At 73.1% G+C, this 15,502-nt stretch carries 14 protein-coding genes and 1 riboswitch; of the genes, 7 read left to right on the top strand and 7 right to left on the bottom strand.

Annotated features, from left to right (window positions below; all coding sequences use genetic code 11):
* Window positions 1-38 precede the first annotated feature (38 nt).
* A complete protein-coding gene (pcrA, locus tag IE308_RS31735) occupies window positions 39-2,519 on the bottom strand; it encodes a DNA helicase PcrA (protein WP_190220553.1) in 2,481 nt (826 codons plus the stop codon).
* Window positions 2,520-2,904: 385 nt separating this feature from the next.
* Window positions 2,905-3,067: riboswitch (cyclic di-AMP (ydaO/yuaA leader) on the top strand.
* Between the two features lie 8 nt (window positions 3,068-3,075).
* Between pcrA and IE308_RS31740 the strand changes: the two genes are divergently transcribed.
* Entirely contained in the window at window positions 3,076-4,269 is a 1,194-nt protein-coding gene (locus tag IE308_RS31740) for a C40 family peptidase (RefSeq protein WP_190220554.1), read from the top strand.
* A 137-nt stretch (window positions 4,270-4,406) separates the two neighbouring features.
* Window positions 4,407-5,387, top strand: coding sequence for a tellurite resistance/C4-dicarboxylate transporter family protein (locus IE308_RS31745; protein ID WP_190220555.1), 981 nt, complete (start codon window positions 4,407-4,409; stop codon window positions 5,385-5,387).
* Here IE308_RS31745 and IE308_RS31750 read toward each other — a convergent pair.
* Window positions 5,365-5,718 carry a hypothetical protein gene (locus IE308_RS31750; protein ID WP_110629895.1) on the bottom strand — a complete coding sequence of 118 codons (354 nt, stop codon included), beginning with the start codon at window positions 5,716-5,718 and terminating at the stop codon, window positions 5,365-5,367. The two genes, IE308_RS31745 and IE308_RS31750, sit on opposite strands and share 23 nt — an antisense overlap.
* A 186-nt stretch (window positions 5,719-5,904) precedes the next feature.
* On the opposite strand from IE308_RS31750, the gene IE308_RS31755 reads away from it, so the two are divergent.
* Both IE308_RS31755 and IE308_RS31760 read left to right on the top strand, forming a co-directional pair.
* A complete protein-coding gene (locus IE308_RS31755) occupies window positions 5,905-6,966 on the top strand; it encodes a C40 family peptidase (protein ID WP_190220556.1) in 1,062 nt (353 codons plus the stop codon).
* A 74-nt stretch (window positions 6,967-7,040) separates the two neighbouring features.
* Window positions 7,041-7,670, top strand: coding sequence for a hypothetical protein (locus tag IE308_RS31760; protein ID WP_190220557.1), 630 nt, complete (start codon window positions 7,041-7,043; stop codon window positions 7,668-7,670).
* A 55-nt stretch (window positions 7,671-7,725) separates the two neighbouring features.
* Here IE308_RS31760 and IE308_RS31765 read toward each other — a convergent pair whose 3' ends face one another.
* Together IE308_RS31765 and IE308_RS31770 are read right to left on the bottom strand one after the other, a co-directional pair.
* Complete coding sequence (locus IE308_RS31765; protein WP_110629892.1) at window positions 7,726-8,448, bottom strand: LuxR C-terminal-related transcriptional regulator; 723 nt, start codon at window positions 8,446-8,448, stop codon at window positions 7,726-7,728.
* Window positions 8,445-9,770, bottom strand: coding sequence for an ATP-binding protein (locus IE308_RS31770; RefSeq protein WP_190220751.1), 1,326 nt, complete (start codon window positions 9,768-9,770; stop codon window positions 8,445-8,447). Before IE308_RS31770 ends, IE308_RS31765 begins: the two co-directional genes overlap by 4 nt.
* Before the next feature lie 152 nt (window positions 9,771-9,922).
* Here IE308_RS31770 and IE308_RS31775 point away from each other — a divergent pair, with 152 nt between their 5' ends.
* A complete protein-coding gene (locus IE308_RS31775; protein ID WP_190220558.1) occupies window positions 9,923-11,332 on the top strand; it encodes a PspC domain-containing protein in 1,410 nt (469 codons plus the stop codon).
* Entirely contained in the window at window positions 11,319-11,564 is a 246-nt protein-coding gene (locus IE308_RS31780; RefSeq protein ID WP_190220559.1) for a hypothetical protein, read from the top strand. The genes IE308_RS31775 and IE308_RS31780 overlap by 14 nt, the downstream gene beginning before the upstream one ends.
* Before the next feature lie 23 nt (window positions 11,565-11,587).
* On the opposite strand, the gene IE308_RS31785 is transcribed toward IE308_RS31780, so the two are convergent.
* Entirely contained in the window at window positions 11,588-12,112 is a 525-nt protein-coding gene (locus tag IE308_RS31785) for a DoxX family protein (protein WP_190220560.1), read from the bottom strand.
* A gap of 131 nt (window positions 12,113-12,243) precedes the next feature.
* Window positions 12,244-13,524 (bottom strand): hypothetical protein, encoded by a 1,281-nt coding sequence (locus tag IE308_RS31790; RefSeq protein ID WP_190220752.1) that lies wholly within the window; start codon window positions 13,522-13,524, stop codon window positions 12,244-12,246.
* A 163-nt stretch (window positions 13,525-13,687) separates the two neighbouring features.
* On the opposite strand from IE308_RS31790, the gene IE308_RS31795 reads away from it, so the two are divergent.
* Window positions 13,688-14,578, top strand: a complete 891-nt coding sequence (locus IE308_RS31795) for a DUF4429 domain-containing protein (RefSeq protein WP_190220561.1) — start codon at window positions 13,688-13,690, stop codon at window positions 14,576-14,578.
* A gap of 23 nt (window positions 14,579-14,601) precedes the next feature.
* Here the strand turns inward: IE308_RS31795 and IE308_RS31800 are convergent, their stop codons facing one another.
* The gene (locus tag IE308_RS31800) at window positions 14,602-15,396 is read right to left on the bottom strand and encodes a class II aldolase/adducin family protein (RefSeq protein ID WP_110629886.1); all 795 of its coding nucleotides are present in this window, start codon (window positions 15,394-15,396) and stop codon (window positions 14,602-14,604) included.
* Between the last annotated feature and the right edge of the window lie 106 nt (window positions 15,397-15,502).

The following is a 15,502-nucleotide window of genomic DNA, read 5'->3' on the forward strand; positions in this document are numbered from 1 at the left end:
CGAGCACCGGGGGCCGTGGCCCCCGGTGGCTCACCGCCTCACAGCTTCTCCACCGGCGCGTACCGCAGCAGCAGCCGCTTCGGCTTGCCGTCGCCGAAGTCGATGGTCGCCTCCGCCTTGTCGTCCACGCCCTTGACCGCCACGACGGTGCCCAGCCCGAACTGGTCGTGCGTGACCCGGTCCCCGACGGCCAGCGAGGCCTGCGGCTTGCCCCCGGCGCGCCGCGTGGCGAACCCGGACGCGCCCGAGGCGGACGACCGTGAACGCGACGAGGACAGCGAGGCCGCGATAGCGGAGGCCGGTCCGGCGGAGACGGGCGAGGTGGCGCCGGTGCGCTTCCAGTCGACGTACTGCGGCGGGATCTCCTCCAGGAAGCGGGAGGGCGGGTTGTACGACGGCTGCCCCCACGCGCTGCGCAGCGTCGACCGCGTCAGGTACAGCCGCTCGCGGGCGCGTGTGATGCCGACGTAGGCGAGCCGGCGCTCCTCCTCCAGCTCCTTGGTCTGGCCGAGGGCCCGCATGTGCGGGAAGACGCCGTCCTCCATGCCGGTCAGGAACACCACCGGGAACTCCAGGCCCTTGGCGGTGTGCAGGGTCATCAGGGTGATGACGCCGTCGCCGTCCTCCTCGTCGGGGATCTGGTCGGAGTCGGCGACCAGCGCGACCTGCTCCAGGAAGTCGGCGAGCGTGCCCTGCTCGCCCTCGCCGCGCTCCTGCTCGAACTCCAGGGCGACGGCGGCGAGTTCCTGGAGGTTCTCGATGCGGGTCTCGTCCTGCGGGTCGGTGGAGGACTGCAACTCGGCGAGGTACCCGGTGCGTTCGAGGACGGCCTCCAGGACGGTGGCCGGGCCCGCGCCGGACTCGACGATCGTCCGCAGGTCCTCCATCAGCGTGTTGAACCGCTTGACGGCGTTGGTCGAGCGGGCCGCCATGCCGTACGCCTCGTCGACCCGCTTCAGCGCCTGCGGGAAGCTGATCTTCTCGCGCTGGGCGAGGGCGTCGACCATCGCCTCGGCGCGCTCGCCGATGCCGCGCTTGGGCACGTTGAGGATGCGGCGCAGCGGGACGGAGTCCTCGGGGTTGGCCAGCACCCGCAGGTAGGCGAGGACGTCCCGGACCTCCTTGCGCTCGTAGAAGCGGACGCCGCCGACGACCTTGTAGGGCAGGCCGACGCGGATGAAGACCTCTTCGAAGACACGGGACTGGGCGTTGGTGCGGTAGAAGACGGCGACGTCTCCGGCCTTCGCCTCGCCCGCGTCGACCAGGCGGTCTATCTCGTCGGCGACGAACTGGGCCTCGTCGTGCTCGGTGTCGGCGACGTAGCCGGTGATGCGGGCGCCCGCGCCGGCGTTGGTCCACAGGTTCTTCGGGCGGCGGGACTCGTTGCGCTCGATGACCGCGTTGGCGGCGGACAGGATCGTCTGCGTGGAGCGGTAGTTCTGCTCCAGCAGGATCGTCGTCGCGTCCGGGTAGTCCTCCTCGAACTGGAGGATGTTGCGGATGGTCGCGCCGCGGAAGGCGTAGATCGACTGGTCGGCGTCACCGACGACGCACAGCTCGGCGGGCGGCACGTCGTACTCGCTGGGGGGGACGTCGACGGGGTGCTCGTTCGTCCCCACCAGCTCGCGGACCAGCGCGTACTGGGCGTGGTTGGTGTCCTGGTACTCGTCGACCAGGACGTGCCGGAAGCGGCGGCGGTAGTGCTCGGCGACGTCCGGGAAGGCGCGCAGCAGGTTGACCGTCGTCATGATCAGGTCGTCGAAGTCGAGGGCGTTCGCCTCGCGCAGCCGCGACTGGTACAGCGCGTAGGCCTGGGCGAGGGTCTTCTCGAAGCCGTCGGCGGCCTGGGCGGCGAAGTCCTCCTCGTCGATCAGCTCGTTCTTGAGGTTGCTGATCTTGGCGCTGAAGGACTTGGGCGGGAACCGCTTGGGGTCGAGGTCGAGGTCACGGCAGACGAGCGCCATCAGGCGCTTGCTGTCGGCGGCGTCGTAGATCGAGAAGGAGGAGGTGAAGCCGAGCTTCTTGCTCTCCCGGCGCAGGATGCGCACGCACGCGCTGTGGAAGGTCATCACCCACATCGCGTGGGCGCGCGGGCCGACGAGCTGCTCGACGCGCTCCTTCATCTCGCCCGCGGCCTTGTTGGTGAAGGTGATCGCGAGGATCTGGCCCGGGTGCACGTCCCGCTCGGCGAGCAGGTGGGCGATGCGGTGGGTGAGCACGCGGGTCTTGCCGGAGCCGGCGCCGGCGACGATGAGCAGCGGGGAGCCGGCGTGCACGACGGCGGCGCGCTGGTTGTCGTTCAGCCCCTCCAGCAGCGCGGACGCGTCGATCGGGGGCCGGTGGGCGCCGTCGCGGTAGTACGCGTCCCGGTCCGGCGGCACGTCGAACTTCCCGCCGAACAGATCGTCCGGAACCTGCTCCGGAGCATGATCGTCCTCGGGCGGCGGCGGGGGTTCCTCCTCGTGGGCCCGGGGGGCCTGGAGTTCCGCCAGGAAGCTGTCGTCAAAGAGGCTGCTCATCGCTCTCCGAGTCTAGGGTGCCCCACTGACAGCCGACCGCCGCCCGGGAAAGTCGGGCGCAATCGATCTTCCCGACGTGCGCTCGCCGTCGATGACCCCGCGCTCACGGTCGGCGACCGTGCGGGCCGGGACGCGGCCCTTTCGGTCCCTGGGGTGAACGGTGACGCCCGCCGGACACGACACCTTCACGCCGGTCCGCCCGCCCCGCGAGAGCTTCGTCACGTCAGCGCCGAAGAGCGGCCGGAGTCGGGCATTCCGCCGGAAACGAGCGCCAGGTCACGAAAATGTATCGGGCATATCACTCACCAACCTTCACAGCCGCCACACGAGTTGGCTACCGTGCCGGGCAGGCCGTACGACCCCCACCGGCGAACGTCGCCGGGCCGCGCGGCCTCCGCCGAGTCCGGCGCGCCCGTACGCGCCCGGAGCCGGGGACCCACCGAGACCTGGGGTGAATCGGCCCTTCCGCACGGACCGGCCGTAGGGCAAACCTTCCGATTTCCGCCCGAACCCGACAGCTAACCCGGTAGGCGGACCACGGAAGGAGTCGCCTCCCTTGGCGTCGCACCGCAAGTCGCGCCCCACGGGCAGCCTCGTCGCCGGCCTTCGCACCCCCGCCCTCGCCACGGCCGCCCTCACCTCCGTCGCCCTGCTCTCCCAGTCCGCCCACGCCTCCCCGGCCGCCGACGACCGGCCGAGCCTGGAGGAGGTCGAGAAGAAGGTCGACGACCTCTACCGGCAGGCCGAGTCGGCGACCGAGAAGTACAACGCGGCCAAGGAGAAGACCGCCAAGCAGCGCAAGCGCGTCGACACCCTCCTCGACGACGTCGCGCAGCGCACCCAGAAGCTCAACGAGGCACGCGAGCAGCTGGGTTCCTTCGCCGCCGCCCAGTACCGCACCGGGGCCACCGCGCCGGACACCGCGACCTTCCTGCTCGCCGACACCCCGCAGGACTACTTCGACCAGACCCAGGTCATGGACCGGCTGACCGGCCGCCAGAAAGCCGCGGTCGACGACTACGTCACCCAGCAGTCCGAGACGATGAAGCAGCGCTGGGAGGCCACCGAGAGCCTGCGGACGCTCACCGCGTCGCAGAACGACCTCAGGACCGCCAAGGCCACCGTCCAGCAGAAGCTCACCGACGCGCGCGAACTGCTGGCGAAGCTGACCGCGGAGGAGAAGGCGCGGCTCGCCGCGATCGAGAAGCGCAAGCAGGAGGAGGCCGCGCGCAAGGCCGCCGAGCTGGCGCGGCAGCAGCAGGCGGAGCAGCAGCGCCAGGAGGAGGCCGCCGCGGCCCGGCAGGAGCAGCAGTCGGGCGCCTCGTCCGGGACCGGCACGTCGGGCACCTCCGGCACGTCCGGCGACACCTCCGCCTCGGACCCCTCCTACGCCACCAAGGCCGACAAGGCGCTCGCCTTCGCCCGCGCGCAGGTCGGCAAGCCGTACGTCTGGGGCGCCACCGGCCCCGACTCCTACGACTGCTCCGGCCTCACCCAGGCCGCCTGGAAGGCCGCCGGTGTCGACCTGCCGCGCACCACCTACGACCAGGTGAACGCCGGCACGACCGTCCCGCTCTCCCAGGCGCTCCCCGGTGACCTGGTCTTCTTCTACGACGACGTCACCCACGTCGGCCTGTACATAGGCAACGGCATGATGATCCACGCCCCGAAGCCGGGCGCGTACGTGCGCGAGGAGTCGATCTACTACGACGGCGAGGGCTCGATCCACAGCGTGGTCCGGCCGGCCTGACCCCGCCCGGCGCGAGGGGGCACCGGGAGGCGGCGTGCGGAGGGCGGCGGGCCTTCCGGCTGTTTTCGCGCTGTTTTCGCGTCCCCGCGCGCGTGGCCCGCACCGTGCCGGCCCGGCGGCTCCCTAGCATCGGCCGCATGCCCGGCTCCTCCCCCTTGCCCCTGCGCGCCTGGTGGGCGCGGCGATCGCCGGCGGCCGGGGCCGCCGTCATGGCGACCGGCGTCCTCTCGGTCGGCCTGCACCTGACCGGGCACGAGACCCTGTCGCGCCTCGCCCTCGCCCTGACCGCCGCGGCCTGGCTGGCACTCGCCGCGCACTTCGCCGCGGAGCTGCTGCGGGACCGCGCCCGCTGGACGGCGGAGGCGGGGACGCCCGCGGCGCTGACGTCGGCGGCGGCGACCGCCGTGCTGGGCACGCGCGTGGCCGCGCTCGACCGGCCCGCCCTCGCCGGGGCACTGCTGGCGCTGGCCACGGTGGTGTGGGCGGCGCTGATCGGCCGTGTCGTACGGCGCTGGGAGCGGGGCATGCCCGGGACGGTGTTCCTGGGCTGTGTGGCCACGCAGGGGCTCGCGGTGCTCGGCGCCACCCTGGCCGCCGAGGAGGCGACGGGGTGGCTCGCACGGGCCGCGATGGTGGTGTTCTGGCTCGGGCTGCTGCTGTACGTCCTCGCCCTCCTGCGGTTCGACCCGCGGCAGGTCCTGGAGGGCGCCGGGGACCAGTGGGTGGCGGGCGGCGCGCTCGCGATCTGCGCGCTCGCCGGGTCGAAGCTGCTCGCCGCGGACGGGCCCGGCCTGTACCTGTGGAACGACGACGCCCGCGGCGTCCTGCGCACGGTGACCGCGACGCTGCTCGTGCTGGACCTGGGCTGGTACGTCGTACTGCTCGCCGCCGAGGTGGCCCGGCCCCGGCCGTGCTACGACGTGCGGCGCTGGGCCACCGTGTTCCCGATGGGCATGACGGCGGCGGCGACGCTGTCCGTCGCCGCCGCGCTGGACGTGCCGTGGCTGAAGGGACCGGGGCAGGTGCTGCTGTGGGTGGCGGTGGCCGCGTGGATCGTGGTCGCCGTCGGGGCGGTGCGGTCGGCCGGGGAGGACGTCAGGTCCACAGCACGGCGATGAAGATGTTCGCCGTCGTCAGCAGACCCACCAGCCCGAAGAGGCCCTTGTCCACCTTCTCGTCGTCCCGCTTCACGTAGACCAGGCCGAGGATCACGATCAGCAGGGCCAGCTTGACGCCGATCTTGATGTTGTCGACGGAGTGGTCGTCGGCCTGGTTGAGGCCGACCAGGACCACGCCGGTGACCAGCATCGTCAGCGCGCCGTGCAGCATGGCGGGGACGAAGCGGGCGGTGCCCTGGCCCATCGCCTTCATCTGGGTGAGGAAGCCGCCCAGGAGCGAGGCGATGCCGATGATGTGCAGGCCGACGAAGAGGTGGATGAGTACGTCCATGGGCCCGGAGCCTAGTTGCACAGCTTCGCCTGCATATATGCACCCCAATGTGCACGCACATGATCAGGTGTGGTCACTCGCCGATTCCCCGACGCCACTTCCGCACATCGCGTTACCGGACCGATACCGGCAGGCCTAGCGTCCTCCTCCAGGTGACCGACCCCACCGAAAGGACGTGCAGTCCCCGTGGCAGCGCACCGCAAGCCCCGCCCGCGCTCGGTCAGCGGCAACACGGCCCGTACGGCCGCCACACTCGCCCTCGCCGGAGCGGCGACCGCGACGGCCTTCGAAGGCACCGGCCACGCCGAGCCGAACCTGACACCGGCCCAGGTCAAGGCCAGGGTCGACAAGCTGTACCAGGAGGCCGAGGTGGCCACCGAGAAGTACAACGGCGCCAAGGAGGACGCCCGCAAGGCCGAGCGGCGGCTGAACACGCTGCGCGACGAGGCGGCCCGCAGGCAGGAACAGCTCAACGAGGCGCGCGACGCGCTCGGTTCCGTCGCCGCCGCGCAGTACCGCCGCGGCGGACTCGACCCGGCGATCCAGCTCGTCCTGTCCTCCGACCCCGACCGGTACCTCGACGGCGCCGCCCTCGCCGAACGCGCGGACCACCGGCAGGCCTCGGCCGTCGCCCGCGTCCGCAAGCAGCTGCGGGAGATCGAGCAACTGCGCGGTGCCGCGCGCGTGCAGCTGGCCTCGCTGCGCTCCAGACAGACGGAACTGAGCCGGCAGAAGAAGACCATCGACGGCAAACTGGACGCCGCCCAGCGGCTGCTGGACCGGCTCAGCGCCGAGGACCGCGCCCGGATCGGCGACGGCTCCGCGCACCCGGACCGCGCCTCACGCGCCACGGCCACCGGCCGCGACGGCCTCACCGCACCGGACTCGGCCGCCCCCAACCCCCGTGCCGCCGCCGCGATCGCCTACGCCTACAGCAAGCTCGGCAGCCCGTACGTGTGGGGCGCGACCGGCCCGGACGCCTTCGACTGCTCGGGCCTCATCCAGGCGGCCTACCGCTCCGCCGGAGTGTCCCTGCCCCGCACGACGTACGCGCAGATCGACGCCGGACGCCGCGTCTCCCGCGCCGAACTCCGCCCGGGCGACCTGGTGTTCTTCTACTCCGGCATCAGCCACGTCGGCCTCTACATCGGCAACGGCCAGATGATCCACGCCCCCAATCCCTCCGCTCCGGTGCGCATCGCCCCGATCGACGAGATGCCGCTCACGGGGGCGACGCGGGTGGTCTGACCAGCGGGGCCTCGCGGTAACGTGCGATGCCGTCACGCCGTTGCCGTCCGTCAGATCCGAGGTCCGACGTCCCGATGCCCCGCACCCCGCTGCCCCCGCCCCCTCCCCCGCCCTTTCTGCGGACCTGGCCCGACCGGACGGCACTGCTGGCCGACCGGCGGCGGGCACTGGAAGTGCTGCGGCGGCGCAGCCTCGGCATCCACCGGCTCCTGCTGCTCTGGCTGCTCGCCCTCGCGGCGATCGTCGGCTGGGCCCTGCTGACGCTGCCGATGCAGCAGGCCGAGGAGCACGACCCGCTCCTCTTCGTCGTCGGCCCCGTCTGCGTCGTCCTCGGACTGGCCGCGATCGTCCCCGCCGTCATCGGTGTCGTCGCCGGCATCCGCCGCGACCGGGAGATACACGGACTGCTCGACGCCTGGCTCGCCCTCGACAGCCACCCCCTCACCGACGCCGGACTCCGCTCCCCCGGGCTGAGCCTGTGCTGGCTGCTGTCCTCCTTCGCGGTGTGCGCGCTCGGCCTGTGGACGGCCTTCGCCACCGCGGCGGGCGCCGCCCCGGGCCCCGTCGGCCACGAGGTCTTCCTCGGCATGGGCACCGGCATGATCCTCTGGCTGACGGGCATGCTGGGCGCGGCCAAGGCCGTACGGCACTACCGGTGGGCACTGCGGGCACTGGGCACCGCTGCGGCACCGCAGCACCGGTAGGCACCACCGGGGCGACCGCGGCGCGCGGCCGTCCCGTGCGGACGCGGAGGCCGGCTCAGACCAGGCGCCGAGCCGTCGCCCACCGGGTCAGCTCGTGCCGGTTGGACAGCTGGAGCTTGCGCAGCACCGCCGAGACATGGGACTCGACCGTCTTGACGGAGATGAACAGCTGCTTGGCGATCTCCTTGTAGGCGTACCCCCGGGCGATGAGCCGCAGCACCTCACGCTCGCGCTGGGTGAGGCGGTCCAGGTCCTCGTCGACCGGCGGGGCGTCGGTGGAGGCGAAGGCGTCGAGGACGAACCCGGCCAGGCGCGGCGAGAAGACGGCGTCGCCCTCCTGGACACGGAAGATGGAGTCGACGAGATCCGCGCCCGTGATCGTCTTCGTCACGTACCCCCGTGCGCCGCCGCGGATGACGCCGATCACGTCCTCCGCCGCGTCCGACACGGACAGCGCGAGGAAGCGGACGGGCCGCTCGCCGTCGGCCATCAACGCGGCGCACCGGCGCAGCACTTCGACCCCGCCGCCGCCCGGCAGATGGACGTCGAGGAGCACCACCTCGGGCCGGGTCGCGGTGATGACGGTGACCGCCTGCTCGACGTCGGCCGCCTCGCCGACGACCTCCACGCCGGTCTCCTCGGTGCGGCCGATCTCGGCCTGCACCCCGGTGCGGAACATGCGGTGGTCGTCGACGAGGACGACGCGCACATGCCGCCTGCCCGCGCCGTCGCCGGTCGGCTCCACGGACTCCGTGTTCGCCTCGGTCGGGTCGCTCATGACGTCTTCTCCGCCCTCTCCATCTCCAGCTCGACCTCCGTGCCGCCGCCGGGCACCGCGCGCAGCCGCGCCGTGCCGCCGTTGCGCTCCATACGGCCGATGATCGATTCTCTAACGCCCATGCGGTCGGCGGGTATCGAGTCGAGGTCGAAACCGGGACCGCGGTCCCGGACCGACACGAAGACGGTCCTCCCCTCGACTTCGGCGAACACCTGCACGGCGCCGCCCTCGCCACCGTACTTGGCGGCGTTCACCATCGCTTCGCGCGCCGCCTGCATCTGGGCGGCGATCCGTTCGTCGAGCGGGCAGTCCCCGACGACGACCACCTCGATGGGGACGCCGTGCTTGTCCTCCACCTCGGCCGCGTTGCGCCGGACCGCGTCGGCGAGGGTGGCCGGCTCGTCGGCCTCGTCCTTGCCGGTGCCCTCGGGCTTGTACAGCCAGGTGCGCAGGTCGCGCTCCTGGGCGCGGGCGAGGCGGCGCACCTCGCCGGGGTTGTCCGCGTTGCGCTGGATCAGGGTCAGGGTGTGCAGCACCGAGTCGTGGACATGGGCGGCGACCTCCGCGCGCTCCTGGGCGCGGATGCGCATCAGACGCTCCTCGGAGAGGTCCTGCGTCATGCGCACGAGATACGGTCCGGCGAGCAGCGTGATCCCGACGAGGACCGCGAGGGCCGCCTGCAGGACGGAGCCGAGGTGGGCGGCGGAGCCCTGCAGCACGAAGATGCCGGAGACGCCCGCGGTGACGAGGAGGACGCCCGCGCCCGCCCGCAGCAGCGTGAGCGTACGCCGGCGGCGGCCGGCCTCGACCCAGCGGGCCCGGCGGGCGTTGTCCGCCTGCCGCCACACCAGGGCGACGCCCGCGGCCACGAGGACGGCGGGCACCAGGTAGGCCTTGGTGCCGCTGCCCAGGTCCACGCTCCCGACGAAGATCATCGCGACGACGACCATGAGCAGCAGGGCGACGATCTGGCCCCTGTCCGGCTTGCGCGTGACGATGCGGCGCCGGCCGTCCGGCGAGGTCTCGGTGCTGACCAGCGACGGCGGCTTCTGCGTCTCGACACCGCCGACGCCGAGCGGCACGAAGAACCAGAACGCGGCATACAGCAGCGCGCCCAGGCCGTCGGCCAGGAACAGCCCGGCGAAGACCAGGCGGACCCAGATCACGGGCAGCCCGAGATGCCCGGCGAGCCCCCGCGCCACGCCACCGAGCCAGCGTCCGTCGCTGCTGCGGTAGAGCTTGCGCGGCGGCCGCGGTTCGACGAGGGGCGCTGCGGCTTCCGGCATGCCATCGATGGTCACACGACGGCCCGCCCCGGGCATCAGGGTCGAGCCCCGAGACACCCCTGATCTTCGTCGGTCGACGCCGGGCCCGGCGTCGCGCACCGGCCCCGGCCCGGGTCAGGGCCGATATCAGGGTCGGGCCAGGGTCATCCCGACTGCCGCGGGGGCGGCTCGGCCGTCACCATGGACGCATGACTGATCACCAGCACGCCGCGGACGCGGAGCCCACCGGGGGCCCCGCGCCGGACGCGGGCGCCCGGGCCTCCTCTTCAGAGGATCCGCGCGCGCACGCGGAAGCGGGCGGTGCGGCGGACCCGGCCGACGGGGCCGGCTCGCCGCGCCCGTTCCGCCGGGACCGGCGGCACAAGATGCTGTCCGGGGTGTGCGCGGGCCTGGGCCGCAGCTGCGACATGGACCCGGTGATCTTCCGGATCACGCTGGCGGTGCTCGCCGCGGCCGGCGGCATCGGCCTCATCTTCTACGGCTTCGCCTGGCTCTTCGTGCCCGCCGACGACGAGGAGGAGAACGAGGTCCGCAAGCTGCTCACCGGCCGCGTCGACGGTCAGGCGCTGGCTGCGGTGCTGTTCGCGCTGGTCGGCTGCGGGGTCTTCCTGACGATGCTGAAGAACGGCAGCGTGCTGGCGTTCGCCGTGGTCCTCTCCCTCCTCCTCGCGGGTGCCGGCTACTGGTCGCAGCGGCGCGGCGCCCCGGACCCCGACCCGCTCGCCGCGCAGGCCGCCGCCGACGCCCCGCCGGAGGCGCAGGCGCCGCCTGTGCCCGCGACCTGGTCCTGGTGGCGGGACCCGATCGTCAAGGACGGCACGCATGACGGCGGCACCGGCTATCTGTGGGGTCCGCGGGACACCCGGGAGCCCGACATCACCTCGATCATCGAGGTCAGCCTGACCGGCCACCGCGGCGCCCAGGAGAGCCCCCGCCCGTCGTACACCGCCCGGCCCGCACCGCGCGGCCCCCGCTCGATCGGCGGCCGGGTCTTCCTGCTGGCCCTGCTCGCGGCCGGGCTGGGCACGGGCCTGACGTGGGACGGTCAGCCGCTCGGGACCAGTCTCCAGACGGGCCTGGCCTGCGCGCTCATGGTGTTCGGGCTGGGCATCGCGCTCAGCGCGTTCCTCGGCCGGACCGGCGCCGGGTCCATATTCCTGGCGATCGTCACGGCGGCCCTGCTGGCCGGCGCGGCGGCCCTGCCCAAGGACATCGGCACCCAGTGGATCCGCACGACGTGGAGTCCGGCCACGGTCGCGGACGTCCAGCGGTCCTACGACGTCGGCACCGGCGTCGGCACCCTGGACCTGTCCCGGCTGAGACCGGCCGCGGGGCAGACGGTGTCGACCAAGGTGGAGGTCGGCGTGGGCCGGGTGCGGGTGATCGTGCCGCCGGGCATGACGGTGCGGGCGGACATCGAGGTGGGGGTGGGCGACATCCAGTTGCCCGGGGACGACAGCGAGGACGTGGACGTGGCACCGGACAAGCACCAGCGGATCACCCTGGCCCCGGTCAAGGGCGGCAAGAGCACCGGCACGCTCGACCTCGACCTTGAGGTCGGCGTGGGACAGGCGGAGGTGAGCCGTGCTGCGTCATGACGTCCAGCCCGGACGACTGGTCGCCGGCACCTTCCTCACCAGCGCGGGCGCCGTCTACGCCGGTGACGCGGCCGGCCTTTGGGACGCCCCCTGGTTCGCGCTGATCCCGCTCGTCGTCGGGGGCCTGTGCCTGGCCGCCGCGGTGGGCGTGATCGGCCGCGGGATCCGCAGACGCCGCGGCGCGGGCCGGAGCGGCCACGGGGACGGCCCCGCGGGCGACCCGGCCCTCTGATGCCCGGACCTTCGTAGCAGGCTCTAGCTGTAGTTGCCTGCTCGTCGCCTCGCTCGCAGGAGCGCGTCCAGGGAGAGGAGCGGCGCCCCGGCCAGGACCAGGGGCAGCCAGGCCATCAGGTAGATGAGGTCGTTGCCGTAGTAGTAGGGCTCGGTGGCCCAGCTGACCGTCAGCCACAGGCTGAGGGAGATCAGTGCGCCGCCGAGAGCGGCGAGACGGGTGAGCAGGCCGAACAGGACGCCGAGTCCTACGGCCAGCTCGCCGAGGGCAATGGCGTAGCCGAAGCCGGCCGGGCTCTTCAGGGCCAGGTCGACGAGGGCGGGAACGGCCGAGGAGTCCCGCACGGAGCGCATGGTCTCGCCGATGGATCCGGCGCCGTCGGCCTTCATGAACGCGCTGTCGGTGAGCTTGTCGAGGCCCGCGTAGATGAAGGTGACGCCGAGGAAGACGCGTAGGGGAAGGAGGGCGTAGCGGGTGGCGGTGTCCCGCCAGTCGCGGCCGCCTTCGAGATGGGGGGTGCGCGTGTCCGTGCGCATGCCGTGGGTCATTGCTCCCAGCCGCCTCTCGCCCGCAGTGCCGTAACCCTTACCAGACGATACGTACGCAAAGGGGGGTGTGCTCAATGAACGGCAGGACAGGCGCCCGGGAATGCCGGAGGAACCGTCTCGGTGCGGTCGGTTCACTCCGTGACGTCGATGGCGTACCGGTTGGTCTCCACCCCGGCCGCCGTGACCACCTGCACCTCCACCCGCCCCGGCTCCACGTCGGCGGGGACGGGCACGGTCAGGACGGTGTCGGTGGGGTTGCTGAAGCCGCCGGTGACGGGGACGAGGGGGACGTGCACATGGACCGGCCCGATGCGGACCGCCATGCGGGACAGCCGGTCGGCGCCGCCCGCGCCCGGCGGAACGAACCCGGCGCCGCGGATCTCGATGTCGTCGCCGGTGCGGATCGGGGCGTCGAGGTCGCCGGCCTCGCGGGCCCGGACGACGGAGAGGATCACCGGGCGGCCGCCCTCGGCGCACTTGCCGGCGAGGTAGGTGGCCGCCGAGATCAGCACCATCACGGCCAGTCCCCAGGGCAGGTCGGGCAACTGGTCGGGGCGGCGGGCCAGCCGTACGGCGGCGAAGAGCAGGGCGACCGCGCCGATCACGACGTACTGGAGGTCGGCGAAGGTGCCCCGTCCGGCGTCGTCGGTGAGCAGGTCGGCGGCCCGGGGGCGGTCGGCGGGGACCTTCTGCAGCCGCTGGGCGAGCACCCGCAGGCCCACCACGCGCCGCACCAGCACGGCGATCCCGCACACCACGGCGAGGACGGTCACCACACCGGCACCGCGGGCGAGTTCCAGCCCGGACAGCAGCGCGTCCCGCTCCCCTGGGGCGGAGGCGGCGGCGAGGCGGCCGGCCAGCACCAGCACCGCGTAGGCGACGAAGAGCACCCAGGCGGCGGCCACCGCGCGGGAGGTGGACAGCCGGTTGTCCTCGCCGATGACGGGGGCGAGGGCGCCGCCGCGGGCCCGGTGGAACCAGGAGGCCGCGGTGAGGGCACCCGCCACCACCAGCGCGGCGAACAGACCTGCGGTGCGGGCGGCGGTCCAGCCGGTGCCGATCGCCGTCAGCGCCTGCACCAGCAGCAGGGCGACGACGGCCGCCCACACCGCGCGGACGGTGCGGCGCCCCAGCCGGGCGAGCCAGGCCTGTCCCTCGGCGCGGCTGCGGGCGGCGACGATCTCCGCGGACTGGGTCAGCTCCTCCGAGACCCACTGCCGGGAGGCCGACACCGAGTGCGCCACAGCCGCGGGCAGGCCCTGTCCGGCGGCGAACTCGTCCCGCCTGAGCAGGAATTCGGCCACCGCGCGGCGGTGTCCCTCCCGGGCGCCGTGCGGGCAGTCCCCGCAGGTGCAGCCGCCCCCGTGGGCCCCGGTGGCCTCCGCTTCCCCTCTCGCCTCCTGTACCGCCACGCCGATGCCCGCCTTCCCCACGTCCCGTACGGCCCTGACGGCCGGCAACTCCCCTGCGACGACAGCGAATTGTGCCCTACGGGACGGCACTCGCGGCTGACGGGTGTGGTCAGCGCGGGTGAAGTGGGGCCCGCCGTGTTGACCTGGCTGCGAGAATTTCGGTATGGCCGAGATCATCCAGCGCGACGGGGCGTGGGCCTTCGACGGCCAGGTGGTCAGGATCACGCCGGGCCTGCACCGGTCGGTGCCGCTGTTCCGGCAGACATACGGGGAGGTCGCCGTACCGCTGGAGGCCGTGGCGGGGGTGGTCTACGAGCCGGAGCGCAGGCGCGGACGGCTGCGGATGACGCTGCGGGAGGGCGCCGACCCGCTGCTGCAGGCGACGGGCGGCCGGCTGCCGGACGCGGCGGATCCGTACCGGCTGGTGGTGGACGTCGACCGGGCGGGGATCGCGGAGTACGTCGCGGAGGAGATCCGCCACGCGCTGCTGCTGGAGCAGGTGCCGAAGGAGCCGACGGCGGCGTATCTGCTGCCGGGGCCGCCGGTGCCGGTGTCGGTGCGTTCCTCCGACGGCACGGTGTCCTTCGACGGCACGCGGGTGCGCATCGACTGGGCCGACACCTCCGACCGGGTCAAGCGCGCGACCGGGCCGCGGATCATCGACCTGGGCGACCTGCTCCAGGTGGAGTGGCTGCCGAACTCGGGGTACGAGGACGGCTTCCTGCGGTTCGTGACCCGGGAGACGGTGTTCTCCAAGCTGCCGCCCGAGAAGGACCCGTACGCCCTGGACCTGTGGGGCAACGTACGCCGGGATCTGCTGACGGCGCTGGTCGCGACGGCCGTGACGGCCCGGCTGTCGCACCCGTCGGCCCGGACCGGGGGCGCCTGGCCGGACCGCGACCGGCCGCCGGGCGCGGCCGGTCCGCCGTCGCGGTCGGACCACCACGACGTGCTGCTGCGCCGGCTGCGCGAGCTGGGCGAGCTGCACCGGGACGGGGTGCTCACGGACGAGGAGTTCGCGCGGACGAAGGCGGTCGTGCTGCGCGGCTTCTGAACCGGCCGGCCGGCCGCCCCTGGTCAGCTCAGCAGCTCGGGCTCGCTGCGGGTGATGTCCTGCCACAGCGGCTGGTAGTTGATCCATGCCACCAGGTCGCCGCCGAGCTGCTCACGGGTGGCGGACGCCATCCGGTGGTCGATCAGCACGGGCCGGCCGGCGGCCTTGGCGGTGAGCTGCACCTGGGAGGAGCGCTCCATCGACAGGAACCACCAGGCGGCGGCGTCCACCGAGTCGCCGACGGTCAGCAGCCCGTGGTTGCGCAGGACCAGCGCCTTGCGGCTGCCGAGCACCTCGGCGACGCGCCGCCCCTCCTCGGCGTCGACGGCGACACCGGTGTAGGCGTCGTACAGCGCCACGTCCTCGTAGAAGGCGCAGCTCTCCTGGGTGATCGGCTCGATGACCTCGCCCAGCGCGGCCAGCGCCCGCCCGTGCACGGAGTGGCAGTGGGCGACGGCGACGACGTCGGGGCGGGCGGCGTGGACCTGGGCGTGGACGGTGAAGGCGGCCTGGTTGACGTGGTAGCGGCCGTCGACGACCTGGCCGTCGGAGTTGGCGAGGACCAGGTCGCTGACGGTGACGTGCCGGAAGGGCAGCCCGAAGGGGTTGACCCAGAAGCAGTCGCTGAACTCGGGGTCGCGGGCGGTGATGTGCCCCGAGACGCCGTCCTCGAAGCCGAGCCGGCCGAAGATCCGCAGCGCGCCCGCCAGCCGTTCCTTGCGGTACCGGCGCTCCTCCTCGACGGAGCCGTGCATCGGCGGCATCGCGAACTGGAGCCGGTCGGTGGGCAGGGGTGGGGGCGGAGTGGGCCCGGGCATTGGTCCTCCGGCACTCGGGTGCGGTACGGGCGGGAAGTTACCGCCGGTCCGCCGAGGAGAACAGACCCCGCCGAAAGACGACAGAGGATGTCGGGATTCGGCGCCA

It is taken from the genome of Streptomyces griseosporeus, assembly GCF_014656055.1.
Classification (GTDB): domain Bacteria; phylum Actinomycetota; class Actinomycetes; order Streptomycetales; family Streptomycetaceae; genus Streptomyces; species Streptomyces griseosporeus.